Source organism: Marivita geojedonensis, from assembly GCF_002115805.1.
Lineage (GTDB): Bacteria > Pseudomonadota > Alphaproteobacteria > Rhodobacterales > Rhodobacteraceae > Marivita > Marivita geojedonensis.
Map to the genome: position 1 here is coordinate 44,059 of NZ_JFKC01000009.1, position 18,817 is coordinate 62,875.

Annotated in this window: 16 protein-coding genes; 8 read left to right on the forward strand and 8 right to left on the reverse strand. The window is 61.3% G+C overall.

Annotation, left to right across the window (positions count from 1 at the left end; genetic code table 11):
- Positions 1 to 36: 36 nt before the first annotated feature.
- From MGEO_RS11110 to MGEO_RS11130, 5 genes are all read right to left on the reverse strand, one after another.
- The gene (locus tag MGEO_RS11110; RefSeq protein WP_085637279.1) at positions 37 to 357 is read right to left on the reverse strand and encodes a light-harvesting protein; all 321 of its coding nucleotides are present in this window, start codon (positions 355 to 357) and stop codon (positions 37 to 39) included.
- Positions 358 to 369: 12 nt separating this feature from the next.
- A complete protein-coding gene (gene pufB / locus MGEO_RS11115; RefSeq protein WP_085637281.1) occupies positions 370 to 528 on the reverse strand; it encodes a light-harvesting antenna LH1, beta subunit in 159 nt (52 codons plus the stop codon).
- A 371-nt stretch (positions 529 to 899) separates the two neighbouring features.
- Entirely contained in the window at positions 900 to 1,940 is a 1,041-nt protein-coding gene (gene pyrC / locus MGEO_RS11120) for a dihydroorotase (RefSeq protein ID WP_085637284.1), read from the reverse strand.
- 39 nt (positions 1,941 to 1,979) lie between these two features.
- Positions 1,980 to 2,927, reverse strand: a complete 948-nt coding sequence (locus MGEO_RS11125; RefSeq protein ID WP_085637287.1) for a phosphoadenosine phosphosulfate reductase — start codon at positions 2,925 to 2,927, stop codon at positions 1,980 to 1,982.
- A 99-nt stretch (positions 2,928 to 3,026) separates the two neighbouring features.
- Positions 3,027 to 4,082, reverse strand: coding sequence for a glycosyltransferase family 2 protein (locus tag MGEO_RS11130; protein WP_085637290.1), 1,056 nt, complete (start codon positions 4,080 to 4,082; stop codon positions 3,027 to 3,029).
- Between the two features lie 149 nt (positions 4,083 to 4,231).
- On the opposite strand from MGEO_RS11130, the gene MGEO_RS11135 reads away from it, so the two are divergent.
- The 4 genes from MGEO_RS11135 (at position 4,232) to MGEO_RS11150 (ending at position 7,757) form a co-directional block, all read left to right on the forward strand.
- Positions 4,232 to 5,140 (forward strand): AAA family ATPase, encoded by a 909-nt coding sequence (locus MGEO_RS11135; RefSeq protein ID WP_085637293.1) that lies wholly within the window; start codon positions 4,232 to 4,234, stop codon positions 5,138 to 5,140.
- Positions 5,141 to 5,201: 61 nt separating this feature from the next.
- The gene (locus tag MGEO_RS11140; protein ID WP_085637296.1) at positions 5,202 to 6,452 is read left to right on the forward strand and encodes a vWA domain-containing protein; all 1,251 of its coding nucleotides are present in this window, start codon (positions 5,202 to 5,204) and stop codon (positions 6,450 to 6,452) included.
- A gap of 159 nt (positions 6,453 to 6,611) precedes the next feature.
- Positions 6,612 to 7,160, forward strand: a complete 549-nt coding sequence (locus MGEO_RS11145) for a YeeE/YedE thiosulfate transporter family protein (RefSeq protein WP_085637299.1) — start codon at positions 6,612 to 6,614, stop codon at positions 7,158 to 7,160.
- Positions 7,161 to 7,163: 3 nt separating this feature from the next.
- A complete protein-coding gene (locus MGEO_RS11150) occupies positions 7,164 to 7,757 on the forward strand; it encodes a YeeE/YedE thiosulfate transporter family protein (protein ID WP_085637302.1) in 594 nt (197 codons plus the stop codon).
- Between the two features lie 79 nt (positions 7,758 to 7,836).
- Here MGEO_RS11150 and purL read toward each other — a convergent pair whose 3' ends face one another.
- Both purL and MGEO_RS11160 read right to left on the reverse strand, forming a co-directional pair.
- Positions 7,837 to 9,996, reverse strand: a complete 2,160-nt coding sequence (gene purL, locus MGEO_RS11155; protein ID WP_085637305.1) for a phosphoribosylformylglycinamidine synthase subunit PurL — start codon at positions 9,994 to 9,996, stop codon at positions 7,837 to 7,839.
- Positions 9,997 to 10,420: 424 nt separating this feature from the next.
- Positions 10,421 to 11,326: a LysR family transcriptional regulator gene (locus MGEO_RS11160; protein WP_085637308.1), complete on the reverse strand. Its 906-nt coding sequence runs from the start codon at positions 11,324 to 11,326 to the stop codon at positions 10,421 to 10,423.
- Between the two features lie 165 nt (positions 11,327 to 11,491).
- Here MGEO_RS11160 and MGEO_RS11165 point away from each other — a divergent pair, with 165 nt between their 5' ends.
- From MGEO_RS11165 to murI, 3 genes are all read left to right on the forward strand, one after another.
- Entirely contained in the window at positions 11,492 to 14,908 is a 3,417-nt protein-coding gene (locus MGEO_RS11165) for an indolepyruvate ferredoxin oxidoreductase family protein (RefSeq protein WP_085637311.1), read from the forward strand.
- A gap of 93 nt (positions 14,909 to 15,001) precedes the next feature.
- Entirely contained in the window at positions 15,002 to 15,880 is an 879-nt protein-coding gene (locus MGEO_RS11170; RefSeq protein WP_233139849.1) for a lysophospholipid acyltransferase family protein, read from the forward strand.
- A gap of 32 nt (positions 15,881 to 15,912) precedes the next feature.
- Entirely contained in the window at positions 15,913 to 16,725 is an 813-nt protein-coding gene (gene murI / locus MGEO_RS11175; protein WP_085637462.1) for a glutamate racemase, read from the forward strand.
- 54 nt (positions 16,726 to 16,779) lie between these two features.
- Here the strand turns inward: murI and MGEO_RS11180 are convergent, their stop codons facing one another.
- A complete protein-coding gene (locus MGEO_RS11180) occupies positions 16,780 to 17,523 on the reverse strand; it encodes a DUF3592 domain-containing protein (protein ID WP_158091011.1) in 744 nt (247 codons plus the stop codon).
- 235 nt (positions 17,524 to 17,758) lie between these two features.
- Between MGEO_RS11180 and argC the strand changes: the two genes are divergently transcribed.
- The gene (gene argC / locus MGEO_RS11185; protein ID WP_085637320.1) at positions 17,759 to 18,787 is read left to right on the forward strand and encodes an N-acetyl-gamma-glutamyl-phosphate reductase; all 1,029 of its coding nucleotides are present in this window, start codon (positions 17,759 to 17,761) and stop codon (positions 18,785 to 18,787) included.
- The last annotated feature ends 30 nt before the right edge of the window (positions 18,788 to 18,817 follow it).

Consider the following 18,817-nt stretch of genomic DNA (forward strand, 5'->3'; position numbering starts at 1 on the left):
TCGCGGCGCGTCCGGGTCCACACTGCTGTGATACGGTTACAACTCGGGTCGTAACTGTGACGGCTGGATCAATGCCTGCGTCGATGTGCCATCCGGAAGGATGATCGTCACTTCGAGGCTGCCATCCGCCTGCGGAACCACATAGCTTGCTTTGGCGGTGTCGGCCTTCGGCGCAATCATCGTTGCCGCTGCCATATCGCCGCTTCCAAGCTCCTGACCGGACAGGAAATCCGCCACCCAGGAAGTGTTGCTCAGGACGGCGACGTGAACTGCGAAAGAGCCAACGGCCACCGCTCCCAGGAACACCGGAACACCCACGGCGGGCGGTACGACGAGCCACATTTTTGCGTTATTCATGTGGAGCCTCCTTTACCCAAGCCACGGTGTGGACACGGCAACAAGGAAGTGCGCCAGCAGTGCGATGGCACCGAACACGCGCGTTCCGTCGATCAGGTAGCTGTGGACCTCCTCAGCTTCCCTCAAGGTCAGACCCGTCGGCCAGACCTTGTCTTCGTCGTCAGTGGACATTTTTGAACTCCTCCTTCGGTTGGTTCAATTTAGGTTCGGAGCGCTCGATTAGCGGGCGAGGTGCCCAGAGCGACCGGCCTGCACCCCTCGAAAGCCGATCTGCAAACGTGAAACTGTGTTTGCAGTGAGTGTGTAATAAAAATCTGACACACGCAATTGTAATCTTTGGTTTACACCCTACAGGGTGATGCAATCTTGCCGTTAACCAGTTTGGGTTGTTGTTTTTCAATCGGTTAGCGTGCAAGAGCGGGCCCGCCACGCCATACATAACCTGCCTGTTGAACAGGCAGGCACAGTGCGGGCAGCCGTAGATCACTGATTCCCATGCAGGAAATCAGCCTAAGCAGCGGAGGATTTCTTTGTGGATTGCGTCAGTCTGCGACGCGCCAATTGAGCGGCATAAGCGGATCGAACACCGTCACGGGTCCGTCGTCGGTTGCGATGTGGTCGGGATACTCGACCGGCGCGCCCCTGATCAGGGTCACGGTGCTGTCATTCACCGGCAGGCGGTAGAATTTCGGCCCATTGATACTGGTAAAGGATTCCAGACGGTCCAGCGCGCCGTCTTCTTCAAAGACCTGCGCAAGGATCGACAGCGTGTTTGTCGCTGTGAAACAGCCGGCACAGCCACAGGGCAAGAGCTTGTTCGCATCCGTATGTGGGGCACTGTCCGTGCCAAGAAAGAACGTCGGATCACCGCTCGTTGCCGCACGCCGCAGGGCGAGACGGTGCTCTTCGCGCTTGGCGACGGGAAGGCAGTAGTAATGCGGTTTGATCCCACCTGCGAGGATGTGGTTCCGGTTGATCACAAGGTGATGCGTGGTGATCGTCGCACCAAGATCGGGCCCGCCCTCGGACGCGTATTCGACGCCCTGCATTGTGGTGATATGCTCCATCACCACGCGCAGTCCCGGCGTGGCGCGGCGGATCGGATCGAGCACGCGGTCGATGAACACGGCCTCTCGGTCGAAAATGTCGATGTCGCTGTCCACCACCTCACCATGTACGCAGAGCGGACAGCCGATCTCGGCCATCCTCTCCAGTACCGGGCGGACGGTGTCGAAATTCCGCACGCCGGAGGCCGAGTTGGTCGTTGCCCCGGCGGGGTAGAGTTTGACGGCGGTGATGATCCCATCGGCATAGGCGCGGGCCAGATCGTCGGGATCCGTATCTTCCGTCAGGTACAGGGTCATCAGCGGGGTGAAGGACGACCCCTCCGGCAGGGCGCTGAGGATGCGCTCGCGATACGCTGCTGCGTCAGCTCCGGTCACAACCGGCGGGACAAGGTTCGGCATGATGATCGCACGCGCGAAATGGCGTGCGGTTTCGGGTGCCACGGCGCGCAGCATCGCGCCATCGCGCAGGTGCAGGTGCCAGTCGTCGGGTGTGCGGAGCGTGAGCGTATCAGTCATGACCGGCGCGTATCACGCGCACTGGTCGTACACCAGAGTTCACTCGGTCGCGGGTTCGCCGGTGCGCGTCTCGCGCATCGCCTTCAGCTTGCGCCGATAGCGCGGTGCGCCGAAGGCATCGACGATGAAGGAACACACCATTTCGGCAAGGTAGGTCCGCTCCTGAGCTTCGAGGTACGCAAAGAGCTTCTTGCAGTAGGCTGTGTTGGTCCGCCGTCTGCGGTAGAGTTGGGCAAAGAGCTGGTCGTCCAGCGTGCCGTCCGCCGCATGTGTCACCAGAGGCTCCAGCACCTCCATCTGGCCGAGATAGGACTGCATCCCGGCGCCGAGATGGCGCGCGCGGAATCGCTTCGTGCCGCTGCGCTCGAACAGGGCGGCATGCATGGCATCGAGCGGGCGCTGGGGGTCATAGACAACGTAGGCGGCTTTCGCCGCTTCAAGCATGTCGGGTGCATAGCCATAGCGGTCCGTGAAATCGACCCGGCGCATATGGGTGAACCGGTCGTCCCACTCGGTGACGCGCGGATCGAGCGTGGCCTGTGGTTCAAGCGCAATCACGGTAGAGCCCGGTGCGGCAACCGAAAACGCGCAGGCGGCGTAGCCACACGGCCCGGCGCCAAAGAAAACGACTTGATCGAAATCCTCGAAAAAGCCGTCATCCGTCATCTGGTCGAAAAAGCCGTAAACCTCGGGGTCACGAAACCACGTGTCCCGGTTGCTGATCACCGTCAGGCAGGACCAGTCACGCGCCGCGGCAAGGTCGAATCCGACCGGACGGGCATCTTCAGACAGAGCCTGGATCGCAGGCAGGGATTCGAAGCTGACAAGCAGCGTGTCGCCTTTCTCGATGAAGGCGGCATTGTGATGCTTGCCCAGCGGCTCGAAGAATCCGTGCTCCGTTCCGAGCGCCTCGAGTTCCTTGTACCACTCTGCGGGACACAGATCGCTTAGCGAAAGGCGATACGGGTCTGTTCCGTCCTGCTTCATCAAAATGTCCTCATTGACCTGCGCCCGCTTTCGGGTCGTTATTTTGCAGTCAGGGGTAGAGTGGGATTTAGGCAAAATTGGGCCGAAATGCAGGGGGTTCTATGAAGATTCCTCGCCGGTTTCTGGCCGATACAGGGCGGCGCGGGTCAGACGTTCCACCGCCGGGTCGGAGAGCGGCTGAGAGGGAGGTGTCATCAGAAGCCGGCCATAAAGATCGCGGTAGCGGTCTTCGGTCAGAAGGTCCCTGAACCGGTTGCGCCGCCACGCCACAGCGGCCGCATGATATCGGGCAAGCTCCGGATCGGACTCGAGCTCTGCCCGGATCGGCGCCGCGCGGTCCCACAGCGACAGCGCGCTTGTGTCCTCTTCGGTATTGAGATTGCGCTCCACCCAGTAGTCGAGGCCAAGCATCTCCGCGCTGTGGACCGCGCGCCCCCGGTCGGCCTTGAGCACATAGCTTTCCACCGCACCCAATGGATAGTGGTTCAGCTGGACCAGACCGTGCTGTGGCAAACGGTAATCCGAAAAGATGCGGCCTGTGGCCATGTCGGGGGGCAGCGCGGCCCCGTTCCCATCGTACCAGCGGGCCTCCGAGATCCGGTCTTCCACCGGGTTGCGCGGACGGTGAACGCCAAGGTTGCGATAGGTTTTGTCGTTTCTATACAGCGTCTTGAACATCGCTGCGCGCCAAGGCCACAGAAGCGGGCGCGGTCCGGCGCGGGTGAATTGCAGCGGCAGGGGCCGGTCGTCATAGGCCACAAACCCCGCATTGCCGAAATTGCGCCAGGTCAGCGTGATCGCGGTTGCCTCAGGCAGCGCCCCGATCAGCGCGGGCAGGGTCCGATCACCCACATGCACATTCACAAACTCGTCGATATCCACAGCCACCAGCCAGTCCGCGCGTTTGACCGCTTCGGTCTTGCCGGCCAGCTTCAACCCGCTGAACTGGATGCCGCCCTTGCCATAGGGGGGCGCGTTGCGGATATGGGTCAGCCAGCCCAACACCTCGAGCCGGTCCAGCATCGTGTCTGTGCCGTCGTCACATTCGTTCGACACCACAACGAAATCCGAAATGCCGACGCTGCGGTGCCAGGCCAGCCAGTCCAGGAGGAAGGCCGCCTCGTTGCGGACACACAGAACGGCGGTGATGGACACGGCAACAGGCGCCTTGGCTGAGGAAAATCAATGCTCTAACTCTGTCAGGTCGCGCTGGAGGCGTCAATTCCGGCCCGTCACGTGCGACCTTGGCGCTATTGACCTTTGGGGCGGGCGCGGGGCAGCAAGTCCCTGAAGAGGAGCACCCCATGCAGACACCCGACAGTATCGACGCCGTTCAATCCATGCTGGCCGACACCGGCTATGTCTGCGGACGGGCACTGGCCACGGTGGTGTTCCTGTCGCTGAAACTGGGCCGTCCGCTGTTTCTCGAAGGCGAGGCGGGCGTCGGCAAGACCGAGATCGCCAAGGCGCTGGCGGCGTCCCTGGGCCGCAAGCTGATCCGTCTGCAGTGCTACGAAGGGCTGGACGCGTCCAGCGCCGTCTACGAATGGAACTTCCCGGCCCAGATGATCGCCATCCGCACGGCCGAGGCGGCGGGCAATGCCGACCGCGAGATGCTCCAGCGCGAACTGTTCGGCCCCGATTTCCTCGTCGAACGTCCTCTGCTCGAAGCCATGCGTCCGGATGAGAATGGTCCTCCGGTGCTTCTGATCGACGAACTCGACCGTACCGATGAACCGTTTGAGGCATTCCTGCTTGAAGCCCTGTCCGACTTTCAGGTCACAATCCCTGAACTGGGCACGATCAAAGCGCCCGAGCCCCCCATCGTGATCCTGACCTCCAACCGCACCCGCGAGGTGCATGACGCGCTCAAGCGGCGCTGTCTGTATCACTGGGTCGATTACCCGGATTTTGACCGGGAAGTGGAAATCCTGCGCACCCGCGCACCCGAAGCCGCCGAAACCCTCAGCCGCGAAATCGTCGCTTTCGTGCAGCGCCTGCGTACCGAGGATATCTTCAAGAAACCCGGCGTGGCGGAAACCATCGACTGGGCCAAATGCCTGTTGGCGCTCGACGTGATCGACCTCTCGCCAGAGGTGATTTCGGACACGCTGGGCGCGATCCTGAAATACCAGGACGACATCCAGAAACTGCAAGGGTCCGAGGCCAAACGCCTGCTCGATGAAGCCAAGGCGTCACTCGAACCGGTATGATGCTTCTTTGGGCTGAAAACACCTCGGGGGTCCGGGGGCAGCGCCCCCGGTCGGCCATGTAATGGCCGAATACATCCCGCTTGAACTGCCTGACAATCCGCGTCTGGCGCAGAACATCATCCATTTCGCCCGCGCCCTGCGCCGGGCCGGTTTGCCTATCGGTCCGGGCCGGGTGATCGACGCCATCCGCGCGGTCGAGGCGGCGGGCTTCACCGAGCGGATGGACTTCTTCTGGACGCTGCATGCCTGTTTCGTGAACCGCCCCGAACACCGGGTGATCTTTGCGCAGGTGTTCCGGCTTTACTGGCGCGACCCGCGATATCTGGAACACATGATGTCCTTCATGCTGCCCGCGATCCGGGGTGTGCAGGAGGAAAAATCGGCGGCTTCCGGCGAAAAGCGCGCGGCGCAGGCGCTGCTTGATGATCTCTTGCCCGAGGTGCCGCAGAACGAGCAATCCGAGGAAGGCACCGAGATCGAGATCAAATCGACGCTCACCATGAGCGCCGAGGAAAAGCTGCGCACGCTCGATTTCGAACAGATGAGCACCGCCGAAGTGGCCGAGGCCAAGCGGATGCTTGCCAAGCTGACCCTGCCGGTAAAGCCGATCCCGTCACGGCGGGGCAAGGCGTCGGTCCTGGGCAGGCAGGCCGACTACCGGCGCACGCTGATGAAATCCATGCGGCAGGGCGGTGAGATCAGAGCCATCGCCCGCAAGACGCCGCGTCCGCGCTGGCCCAATCTGGTTGTGCTCTGTGACATCTCCGGCTCCATGAGCCAGTATTCCCGCATGGTGCTGCATTTCCTGCACGCCGTTGCCAATGAAAAAGGTGCGGGCTGGGCCAAGGTGCATGCCTTCACCTTTGGCACGCGCCTGACCAACATCACCCGCCATCTGGCGACCCGCGATGTGGATGCGGCACTCAAGGCAGCCGGGGCCGAGGCGCAGGATTGGGAAGGCGGCACGCGGATCGGCCAATGCCTTCATGCCTTCAACCGCGACTGGTCACGCCGGGTAATGGGGCAGGGCGCGGTGGTGCTGCTCATCACCGACGGTCTGGACCGCGATGATGCGGGTGCGCTTGAGAAAGAGATGGAACGGCTGCACCTCTCCTCGCGCCGGCTGATCTGGTTGAATCCGCTTCTGCGCTGGGACGGGTTTGCGCCCAAGGCAACAGGCATCCGCGCGATGCTGCCCCATGTGGACAGCTTCCGCGCCGGGCATTCGATCCAGTCACTGGAAGAACTGGCGGCGGCGATCTCTCGCCCCGACGATCCGGGCGAAAAGGCCCGGCTGATGGCTATGCTCTAGATCGGGGAGGCTTTCCATCGATGGAAAGCCCACACGCGTTGACGCGTGTGCCGCCCGCTGGGCGTGGCATTCTGCAAGTGGAAATGCGTTTGACATGGATCAAACAGGGCAGCGCGGCTTTTTGATATTCTGAAAGAGGAATATGAAGGAGCCGAACAGATGGTACTTAATTGGAAAACCGGGGGCCTGCTGCTGGGGCTGGTGTTTTTCGCCGCCGTGCTGCTGGTCAAACCCATCGGGGTGTCGACGCAGTTTGTGATCCTCGACGGGATCGTGGCCGATGCGGTGAACCCTGATTTCATCACCCAGACCGACGAGGGCTATACCTCGACAAACGCCTATATGGCGAAATCGGGCGGCAAATACGCCAATTCCGCAGCCGACCCGCTGAATTACAGCTTCATCTTCGTGCTGGCGATGGCCGTTGGCGCGTTCCTGTCGGCGCGGTTGCGCGGCGGGATCGATGCGGTGGAACGCGTGGCACCGGCGATCTGGCGCGAAAACTTCGGTGACACGCCGATGATGCGCTACGCGGTGGCCTTTCTTGGCGGCTTTATCGTGCTTTACGGCGCGCGTCTCGCCGGGGGCTGCACATCGGGGCACATGATGTCGGGCATGATGCAGACCGCATTGTCGGGCTACATCTTCGCCGCCGGTGCGTTTGCCGCTGCCATCCCGACCGCCATGCTGATCTACAAAAGGGGCTGAGCCATGACCTCCATTCTTCTTGCGATTGTCATCGGTGCCGCGTTTGGTGCGGTGCTGGACCGGATCGGGGCCACGAACCCCAACTGGATCGGCGGGATGCTGACGCTACGGCGGCTGCACCTGATGAAAACCATCCTGCTGGCCATCGGTGTCGGATCGATCCTGATGTTCGGCGGCCAGATGATCGGTCTTGTCGATGTCGGCCACATGTCGGTGAAAGCGGCCTACGTGGGCGTGTTCATCGGCGGGCTGATGCTGGGTGCTGGCTGGGCCGCGTCTGGTTACTGCCCCGGTACAGGCGTCTGCGCGGCAGCCTCTGGGCGCAAGGACGCGCTCTTCTTCATCGCGGGCGGCCTCTTGGGTGCAGCGGCGTATATGGCGACCTATCCGGCATGGAAAGCCACCGGTCTGCTCGATGATCTGGCCGGCGGCAAAGTGACCCTCGGCTCCATCCCGGGGTCGTCCTATGACGGGCTGATGTCCGTCTCGGGTGATCTGTTGGGCATCGCGATCGGCGCTGTCTTTGTTCTGGTGGCTTTTGTCCTGCCCGACAGCCTTGTCGGCGGTGGTGAGACCGCCGAAATGCCTGCCGAGTAGTCCTTTCCTCGGCAGAACGCGAAACGCCCCGGAGTAATCCGGGGCGTTTTTTTGTGCGACAGTTCTGGCGGATGCGGGATCAGGCGAAATGCCCGGCAAACGCGCCGCTGTGCAGGTCTTTCAGTTCCGAAAGAGGTGCTTCGGACCCGCCAAGGCGGACGCTGTCACCGGTAAAACGGCCAACGGTCGCAATCGGCACACCCGCCTGACCGGCGGCCACGACCAGCGCCTCGGCCTGATCGAAATTGCAGGCCACGAGGTAGCGCCCCTGATCCTCACCGAAGAGCATCGCCTGATCGGCGTCGTCGATCACGACACCAACGCCGGATCCGCTGGCCATCTCGAAGGCGGCAAGGGCAAGGCCGCCATCCGACAGGTCGGTGCAGGCTTTGATCAGTTCGCGGTTGTCGCGGATGAAATCGCCATTGCGGCGCTCGGCGATCAGATCGACCGCAGGCGCGTCGCCGTCTTCGCGGTTGAACACCTCATACAGCAGAGCGGACTGGCCCAAATGACCGTGGGACTCGCCAACAACCAGTGCCACATGGCCGTCGCGGGCGCGGCCAAGGATCGGCTCTTCGCCCGCCGCGATCAGCCCCACCGCGCCGATGGTCGGTGTTGGCAGGATGCCCTGACCATCGGTTTCGTTGTAAAGCGATACGTTGCCCGACACGATGGGCATGTCCAGCGCCTCGCAGGCGCGGCCGATGCCTTGAAGCGCTCCGACGAACTGGCCCATGATCTCGGGCTTTTCCGGGTTGCCGAAGTTCAGGTTGTCGGTGGTCGCCAGCGGCTTGGCCCCGACGGCGCAGAGGTTGCGGAACGCTTCGGCCACCGCCTGTTTGCCGCCCTCGACCGGGTTCGCCGTGACGTAGCGCGGCGTCACGTCCGAGGTGAAGGCGAGCATCTTGTCAGTGCCGTGGACACGGATCACACCTGCGCCCCAGCCCGGGCCTTCGACCGTGTCGGCCATAACCATCGTGTCATACTGTTCGAACACCCAGTTGCGGGCACAGTAGTTCGGGCTGCCAAGCAGCGCCTTGAGCGCATCGATTGGATCGACCGCCGGTACGTCCTCCATCGCGGCAGGCGCTTCGGACGGAACCCAGGGGCGGTCGTATTCGGGGGCGGAGGAGGACAGCCGCGACAGCGGCAGATCGGCTTTCACATCGCCGTTGTGGACGATGAGGAAGCGGTCCTCTGCGATGGTCTCGCCAACGATGGCAAAGTCGAGGTCCCATTTGTCGAACACCGCGCGGGCCTCGGCCTCTTTTGCCGGGTCCAGCACCATCAGCATCCGTTCCTGGGATTCCGATAGCATCATTTCGTAGGCGGTCATGTTCGCTTCGCGCTGCGGCACCTTTTCGAGATCGAGCCGGATGCCCAGCTTGCCCTTGTCCCCCATCTCGACCGCCGAACAGGTGAGGCCCGCGGCCCCCATGTCCTGAATGGAAATCACCGCGCCGGTCTGCATCAGCTCGAGGCAGGCTTCCATGAGGCGCTTTTCGGTGAACGGGTCACCAACCTGAACGGTGGGGCGCTTTTCTTCGATCGTGTCGTCGAACTCGGCCGAAGCCATCGTCGCACCGCCGACACCGTCGCGTCCGGTCTTGGCGCCAAGGTAGACAACCGGGCGACCGACGCCGCTGGCGGCGGAGTAGAAAATCTTGTCGGCATCCGCGAGACCGGCGGCAAACGCGTTCACGAGGCAGTTGCCGTTATAGGCGCGGTGAAACCGGACCTCTCCGCCCACAGTGGGGACGCCAAAGCAGTTGCCGTATCCACCGATCCCTTCAACGACACCATGCACAAGCTGACGTGTCTTGGGGTGATCCTTTTCCCCAAAGCTGAGCGCGTTCATTGCCGCAATGGGTCGCGCGCCCATGGTGAACACGTCGCGCAGGATGCCGCCAACACCGGTCGCTGCACCCTGATAGGGTTCGATGTAGGACGGGTGGTTGTGGCTCTCCATCTTGAAGACCACGGCCTGCCCGTCACCGATATCCACCACACCGGCATTTTCGCCGGGTCCGCAGATCACCTGCGGGCCTGTGGTGGGCAGGGTGCGCAGCCATTTCTTGGAGGATTTGTAGGAACAGTGTTCGTTCCACATCGCGGAAAAGATGCCCAGCTCGGTAAACGTGGGTTCGCGGTTCATGATCCGAAGGATCTCGGCATATTCGTCGGCATTGATGCCGTGGGCAGAGATGATCTCTTCGGTGATGGCTGGCTCTTGCATCCGGATGTCCCCGTGGGTTGCGCAGATGCCGGCGGTTTAGGCGAAACGAGAGGTGGTGAAAAGACCCGGCGGGGTTTTCGCGGGGCCTGTGACCATTCGACGGGGAAGGGGGCACAGGCTCGGCTTGGACTGTGGCCAATTCACCCTCGAAGTATCTGCAAACAGGAGAACACACAGGAGCGGCTTCTGTCTGGTCGCTTGGCCCATGCGGAAGGTGCTGTTCAAGCGATGTGCTGCGCGCAAAAAAAAGGCCGAGCAAAAGCTCGGCCGAAGTCCAACAGGGAGGTATGAAGATGATGCGCAAATCAGCGTTTCACCTCATATGTGCCAAATATGTCATCGCTCTGTTGCATGGCAACCCCTATAGCCCATTACACACGTCATTCCCGTTATGCGTGAGGCGCATGGGTCACAGTTTCGCGGCTTATTCGCCTTCCAGTGCCTTGCGAGTCTGCCGATGCGCAAAGATTTCCTCCTGCACGAAGTCGCGGAAGGCGGCGATGCGCTTGGATTGGCGTAACTCCTCGGGATAGGCGAGAAAAACCGGCACCTCGACCGATTCTACGTCAGGTAGAACGCGGCGTACGCTTGGGAAATCCTCGATGATGTAATCCGGCAGAACGCCGATGCCGAGACCGGACAGAACCGACTGCAGCACCCCGAAGTAATTGTTCACCGTCAGGGTGGAGCGGATGTCATAGGTCAACAGCTGTTGCACAAGCATCATACCCGCACTCACCTGTGCGGCGCGCGGGTTCTGACAGATCAGGCGGTGTTGGGCGATATCCTCGATCGTTTGCGGCTCGCCGTGTGTGGCAAGGTATTCGGGCGACGCGTAAAGCCGCATGCGGATCGACATGAGGCGCTTGCGGATCAGGTCGGCCTGGCTCGGTTCCTTCATCCGCACGGCCACGTCGGCTTCGCGCATCGGCAGGTCAAGCACGCGCTCTTCAAGCATCAGGTCGATATTCAGATCCGGGTATTTCTCATAGAGCTTCGGCAGGCGTGGGGCCAGCCACAGCGATCCGAACCCGATGGTGGTTGTGACGCGCAGTTCACCGAAGACTTCTTCTTCGCTGTCGCGGATGCGTGCGGTGGCGGCCTCGATCCGCTTGTTCATCGAGCGCGTGGCATCGAACAGCAACTCACCCTGTTCGGTCAGAATCAGTCCGCGCGCGTGACGGTGGAACAGCACGGTATTGAGCGATTCCTCGAGTGCCCGGATCTGCCGTGATACCGCAGACTGGGACAGGTGCAGCGAGTCTCCTGCATGGGTCAGGCTGCCCGCATCGGCGACCGCGTGAAATATTCTGAGTTTGTCCCAGTCCATGACATACACTTTCAATCGTTAAAAACGCTTTACATGACATAAAGGAATATATGAACGACAACTTCACCTATCACTGAAAATTCACAAGAATTTTGTGGTAAGGTCAGCCTTTATGACCTAAATTTGTGTTAAACTGGAGGCACATTTTACGCGGGGAGGCGTTGAATGACCAAAGCCGAGATCACTCTGAATGACCGGTTCGACCTGACGAAATCGCCCGTTTTGCTGAATGGCACACAGGCGCTGGTGCGCTTGATGCTCATGCAGAAGGCGCGCGACATGGCGGCGGGGCTGAACACGGCGGGTTATGTCACCGGCTATCGCGGATCGCCTCTGGGCGCGGTCGATATGCAGATGCACCGCGCGGAAAAGTTCCTCAAAGCGGCGGATGTGACCTTCAAGGAAGGTCTGAACGAAGACCTCGCCGTGACAGCACTTTGGGGCGCGCAGCAGGCCGAACTGCGCGGCGAAGGGCGCTATGACGGTGTCTTTGGTCTTTGGTACGGCAAGGGGCCGGGGGTGGACCGGTCGGGCGATGCGATGAAGCACGCCAATATGGCAGGCACGTCGCCGCATGGCGGGGTGCTGATGGCGATGGGCGATGACCATACCGGGGAATCCTCGACCGTGCTGCACCAGTCCGAATGGGCAATGATCGATGCCTATATGCCGGTTGTGTCGCCCGCCGGGGTGCAGGAAATCCTGGATTACGGCCTTTATGGCTTTGCGCTGTCGCGGTTTTCCGGCCTGTGGGTCGGCCTCAAGACGATGAAGGACACGGTCGAAGTGACCTCTGTGGTCGATGGCCGTCCGGACCGGATGTCTTTTGTGACACCGGATTTCGACATGCCCGAAGGCGGGTTGAACATCCGCCTTGTCGATACGCCCCATGCGCAGGAAGCGCGGATGATCGACCACAAACGCTTTGCCGCCGAAGCGTTTTCCCATGCCAACAAGATGGACAAACGGATCTGGGGCAAGCCGGGGGCCAAGATCGGCTTTGTGGCGGCTGGCAAGAACTGGCTCGACCTCGTGCATGCGCTGTCGCTGTTGGGCATCGATGCGGATGAGGCCGAGCGGCTGGGCATCACCACCTACAAGGTGGGCCAGACCTGGCCGCTGGACATGCGCGGGTTCCACGACTGGGCCGAGGGGCTGGAACTGATCGTGGTGGTCGAGGAAAAGCGCAAGCTGATCGAGGTGCAAATCAAGGAAGCGCTGTTCGACGATAACCGCGTCCGTGTTTACGGCTGGTACAAGGGCGGTGCGGGTGGCCTGCACCGCGAAGAACTGTTTCCGACACGCGGCGCGCTTGACCCGATCCTGATTGCTGAAAAGCTTGGGACCATCCTGATCGAAGAAGGGCGCGACACCGACCGTATCCGGGCCGGGATGCAGGCGATTGATGAGGCGCGAAAGGCCGACAACGCGGAAGAGATTGCGGCGCGGCTTCCGTATTTCTGTTCCGGCTGTCCGCATAACAGCTCGACCAAGGTGCCCGAGGGCAGCCGCGCCTATGCCGGGATCGGCTGTCACTACATGGTGCAGTGGATGGACCGCGAGACACTGGGCTTTACCCATATGGGGGCCGAGGGTGCGAACTGGATTGGGGAGTCGCTGTTCTCGAAGACGCCGCATGTGTTCCAGAACATCGGTGATGGCACCTACAACCATTCCGGCGTGCAGGCGATCCGCGCGGCCATCGCGGCGGGGACGACGATCACCTACAAGATCCTCTTCAACGATGCCGTCGCCATGACCGGCGGTCAGAAAAACGACGGCGGGTTGTCGCCGCAGCAGATCGCGGCAGAACTGACCGCGATGGGAGTGAAACACCTTGCCGTCGTCTATGACGAGAAAGAGGATGTGGATCTCACCTCTTTCCCGAAAGGCGTTGAATTTGCGGAACGTGCGGATTTGCAGACCGTGCAGGCCAAGCTGGCGAAAATCGAAGGCGTCAGCGCCATTGTCTACATCCAGACCTGTGCCGCCGAAAAACGCCGCCGCCGCAAGCGGGGCCAGTTTCCCGACCCCGACAAGCGCGTGTTCATCAACACAGATGTCTGCGAAGGCTGCGGCGACTGCGGCGTGCAGTCGAACTGTGTGTCCATCGTGCCCAAAGAAACCGAACTGGGCCGGAAGCGGGCGATTGATCAGTCGTCCTGCAACAAGGACTTCTCGTGTCTCAAAGGGTTCTGTCCGTCCTTCGTGACGCTGGAAGGCGCGCAGGTGAAGAAGGCCGCGACCACATCTCTCGACCTGCCGGACCTGCCTGCGCCCGAGTTGCCCAAGATCGACGGCACTTGGAACGTCGTTGTGACAGGCGTTGGCGGGACCGGCGTCGTCACCATCGGCGCGGTGCTGGCGCAGGCGGCGCAGATCGACGGCAAGGGGGCCGGCATGATGGAGATGGCTGGCCTCGCCCAGAAGGGCGGTGCGGTGCATATCCATCTGCGGCTGGCCAACACCCCCGCCGACATCAGCGCCATTCGCGTGGCGACCGGCGAGGCGGATGCGCTCATCGGCGGCGATCTGGTGGTCAGCGCCGGGGCCAAGACCTTGGGTCTCATGCGCACGGGGCGCACGGGCGGGGTGGTCAACAGCCACGAAATCATAACCGGCGATTTCACCCGGAACACCGAGTTTGCCCTGCCGACCGACCGGCTGACCGTGTCGCTTCAGGCGCGGTTGCGGGACGGGCTCGATCTGTTCGATGCCTCCGATCTGGCGAAGGCGACGCTGGGGGATTCGATCTTTTCCAACATGATGATCCTTGGCGCCGCGTGGCAGCGCGGGCTGGTGCCGCTGACCTATGACGCCATCGTTCAGGCCATCGAGTTGAACGGTGCGGCGTCCGAGAAAAACATCCGGGCCTTCGAGATCGGCCGCTGGGCGGTACTGCATCCCGAGGACGCAGCGCGGGTGGCCGAACCCAAGGTGATCCCGCTGCCCAAGACGCTGGACGAGAAGATCGCGTACAGATTTGACCATTTGGTAAAATATCAAAGCACCCGCTATGCCAAACGCTACCGAAAGCTGGTGGACGGTGTCTCGGAGCCCCGTCTGAAAGAGGCGGTGGCGAAAGGCTATCACAAGCTCTTGGCCTACAAGGACGAATACGAGGTGTCCCGCCTGCATCTGGAAACCCGCGCCAAGGCGGAAGAGCAGTTTGGCGGTGACTTCAAGATGACCTTCCACCTTGCCCCGCCGATGCTGTCCAAGACCGGACCGGACGGGCGTCCGGTGAAAAAGCAGTACGGCGAAGGGATGCTGCGCGGCTTTGGTCTCTTGGCGAAACTCAAGTGGTTAAGGGGAACGATGTTCGACCCGTTTGGCCGTACCGACGAACGCCGCATGGAGCGCGCGTTGATCAAGCAGTACGAGGCCGACATGCGCGAATGGCTCCCCAAGGCCAAGCCCGAGATCATGGATGCGCTGGTGGCCCTGGCCGAACTGCCCCTGCAGATCCGGGGCTTCGGTCCGGTCAAGCACGCCAATGCCGCCAAGGCCGAGAAACGGCGGGAAGAGCTGCTGGCGGTTCTGCGCTCCGGTGGGGCGGGGTTGAAGCAGGCGGCGGAGTGATGCGTCATAAAGCCGTTAAAGAACTGTTACATCTTTGCGGATAATCAGACCCGCGCTAGCAGAGCGCGAGTTTGATTGACCGGAGACCTATCGGTGCCATCCTCCGCCGCCCGTGACATTTCCTACGCCTATTCCGCCCGTTCCAAACCCGGTCGCGCGATAATCCGTCTTATGGAAAACGCCACGGGGCGTCTTGCTCTGATCAAGCGCGCGGCGGGTTATCAGGACGAGGTGGCCCAAGGTCGGGATTTCTGGGAGGTCATGGTCGATCGGTACGGTCTCAGCCTCGACGTGGTGGGCGGGTCGCTTGGCAATATCCCCAAGACCGGTCCGTTGATCGTGATCGCCAACCATCCCTATGGCATCCTCGACGGGTTGATCCTGGGCCATATCCTGTCGGTCACGCGGGGCGATTTCCGAATTCTGGCGCACAAGGTCTTCCGCAAGGCCGAAGACCTTGACCGCATCATCCTGCCGGTCAATTTCGATGAGACCAAAGAGGCGGTCGCGCAGAACATCGAGACGCGCAAAGTGGCGCTGGATTACCTGCGTGATGGCGGCTGCGTGGGCGTGTTCCCCGGGGGGACCGTGTCCACCGCCGTCACCCCCTTTGCCACGCCGATGGACCCCGGCTGGCGCGGGTTCACCGCCCGTATGATTGCCAAATCCAACGCCGCCGTGGTGCCGATCTATTTCGACGGTCACACCAGCCGTCTGTTCCAGATGGCCAGTCACCTGCACAGCACTCTGCGCATGGGGCTTCTGATCAAAGAGTTCCGCAAGCGGGTCGACACGCCGGTGCGGATCGTCATCGGTGCGCCGATCCCAGCGCCGGAGATCGACACGCGCAAAAAAGACGCGCGAGAGCTGATGGATTTTCTGCGCAAAGCCACGTATGAGCTGTCTCCAACGCCGTACGCGTCTTACGACTACGGCCTTGAGTTTGAAGAGCGGCACCGGGTGCGCGGCTGAACGCCACCCCTTGCCACATGCGCGAGGGCGATATGGCGGTAGGCGTATTTGACAGCGGTCTGGGTGGGCTGACGGTGCTGGATGCGGTGTCCAAGCGTCTGCCTGACGTGCCCTTCGTCTATCTGGGTGACAACAAGCACGCGCCTTACGGTGTGCGCGATGCCGACGACGTCTACACTCTGACCTGCGCCGCAACCGAACGGCTGTGGGAGGCGGGTTGCGATCTGGTGATTCTGGCCTGCAACACCGCCTCTGCGGCGGCACTCCGGCGGATGCAGGAAAACTGGATCCCGCGCGACAAGCGTGTGCTGGGCGTGTTCGTGCCCCTGATCGAAGCGCTGACCGAACGGCAATGGGGCGACAATTCCCCGCCGCGCGAAGTTGCGGTTCAACACGTGGCGCTGTTTGCAACCCCGGCCACCGTGCGAAGCCGCGCCTTCCAGCGCGAACTGGCCTTCCGCGCCATCGGTGTCGATGTCGAGGCGCAGGCCTGTGGCGGTCTGGTGGATGCCATCGAAGAGGGCGACATGATCCTGGCCGAAGCATTGGTGCGGTCCCATGTCGACGCGCTCAAGCGCAAGATGCCCAACCCGCAGGCGGCCATCCTTGGCTGTACGCATTACCCGCTGATGCAGGAGATCTTTCAGGACGCGCTGGGACCGGAGGTCGCTGTCTACAGCCAGGCCAATCTGGTGGCCGAGTCGCTGGCCGATTACCTTGAGCGCCATCCGAACATGAAAGGGCCGGGGGAGGACTCGATGTTCCTGACCACGGGCGACCCGAAGCGCGTGTCGGACCATGCAACGCAGTTCCTGCGACGACGGATCACGTTTGAAGCGGCCTGACGCTAAGAAGCGGTTGAGCATTCAAACGCTTGTATCTGCATTGGGAGCGGTCTTTCAATCTTCGGCTCTTTCGCCTACGTCCCCGGTCCACCACGCCCGTTTCTTTCCTCTGTAAAAGGCAATTGTCTGCCCGGGTTCGAAATCCTTGATTTCATCATATTCATACAGGCGGCTTTTGTGTTCCTGCCCTGATGAATCCATCCAGATCAAACGGCTTTGCCAGTCTTTGACACCGCGCACCCAAGTTTTCTGGACTCTGACAACCTTTGCAGTTTCGCGGCGCCCATGATCGCGTGCATGCCGCGCGGCCATCGCCTGGCGCAAGACATAGCCTGAGATGATTGTCGTGATAACGGCGAGCAATATCGCGATCCGAAGCGCCTCGGCGGCACTTCTTGCGTAGTCATCATCGCCGATGCGCGTTTTCTGAGGATTGTCTGGGAGGTATTTTATCTCGAATTCAGAGCCTTCGTCGTAGGCGTAAAAAAGATGCCTTTCCACTCTTCGGTCACTCGAGACCGCCATGCCTTGAACGGTCTCGTACCGAAGGGAGAAGTTGTATACGGTTTTGGATCCAACGGTGCCGGTGGTCTTTCGTTTCCGGGTTGTGTAGTTGCGGACAAGTTCTGCGGTGGCGACCTCTCCATGCAGTGCAAATTCCTGTTCGGACTTAGCTTTCTCGTTGAATATGAGTAGCGTCACTATGACAATGGCTGCTCCGAAGAGCGTGAAATACCCGCCCATATTCCAAAACAACCGCCAAAGTGGGAGTGGTTTTTTGTCTTTCGCGTAGCCCATTTCACTACGGAACCAACTTTCCTGTTCGGTTGCAAGTTTTGGTGTCAACGTCAAACGGTTGCGCGGCGGGTATTTCGGATGTATCCCGCACGCAGAGAAGGAAACGATGATGACGCTGGTTGTATTCCGTCTGGTCCGACGATGAACAATCCCGTGGCGCTGCCGGCTGCCACATGAATCGTGTTGCCATGAAGGTAGCAGACGTGTTTCCTCAACTCCCACCTCAGGAATTCTCATGACCCTTTCGATCGCCATCATCGGTGCCAGCGGCTATACCGGAGCCGAACTTCTGCGCCTCATCGCAACCCATCCCGACATGGAGATTGCCGCGCTGGCGGCGAATTCCAAGGCGGGTCAGACGATTGCGCAGGTGTTTCCGTTCCTGCGCCATCTCGATCTGCCGCAACTTGTGACATGGGAAGAAATCGACTTTTCGAGCATCGACCTGTGCTTCTGTGCCTTGCCGCACAAGACCAGCCAGGAGGTGATCTCGAAACTGCCGACGGACCTCAAGATCGTTGATCTGTCCGCGGATTTCCGGCTGCGCGATCCGGCAGCGTACGAGACGTGGTACGGAAACCCGCATGCGGCGGTCGAGATGCAGAAAGAGGCTGTCTATGGCCTGACCGAGTTCTACCGCGATGCGATCCGCGATGCGCGGCTGGTGGCCGGCACGGGCTGCAATGCGGCAACCGGGCAATACATCCTGCGGCCGCTGATCGCCGAGAAAGTGATCGGGCTCAAGGACATCATCCTAGACTTGAAATGCGCGGTGTCAGGGGCGGGGCGCTCTCTCAAGGAAAGCCTTCTGCATGCCGAGCTGTCCGAAGGCTACAACGCCTATTCCGTTGGGGGCACGCACCGGCATCTGGGGGAATTCGATCAGGAATTCAGCGCCTTGGCGGGCGAAGAGGTGCGCGTCCAGTTCACGCCGCATCTGATCCCGGCAAACCGGGGTATTCTCGCCACCTGCTATGTCAGCGGTGATGCGCAGGCGGTGTATGGTGCGCTGGCCAGCGCTTATGCGGATGAGCCGTTCATCGAAGTATTGCCGTTCGGGGAAACCCCCTCGACCCACCACGTGCGCGGATCGAACTTCTGTCATATCGGTGTGACGGGGGACCGGATCGAGGGTCGGGCCATCATTGTCGCGGCGCTCGACAACCTGACGAAAGGCTCCTCGGGGCAGGCGTTGCAGAACGCGAACCTGATGCTGGGTCTGGAGGAAACGGCTGGCCTGATGCTGGCCCCGTGTTTCCCCTAGAATTTTCTGGGCAGCGCCAAGAGTCTTCGT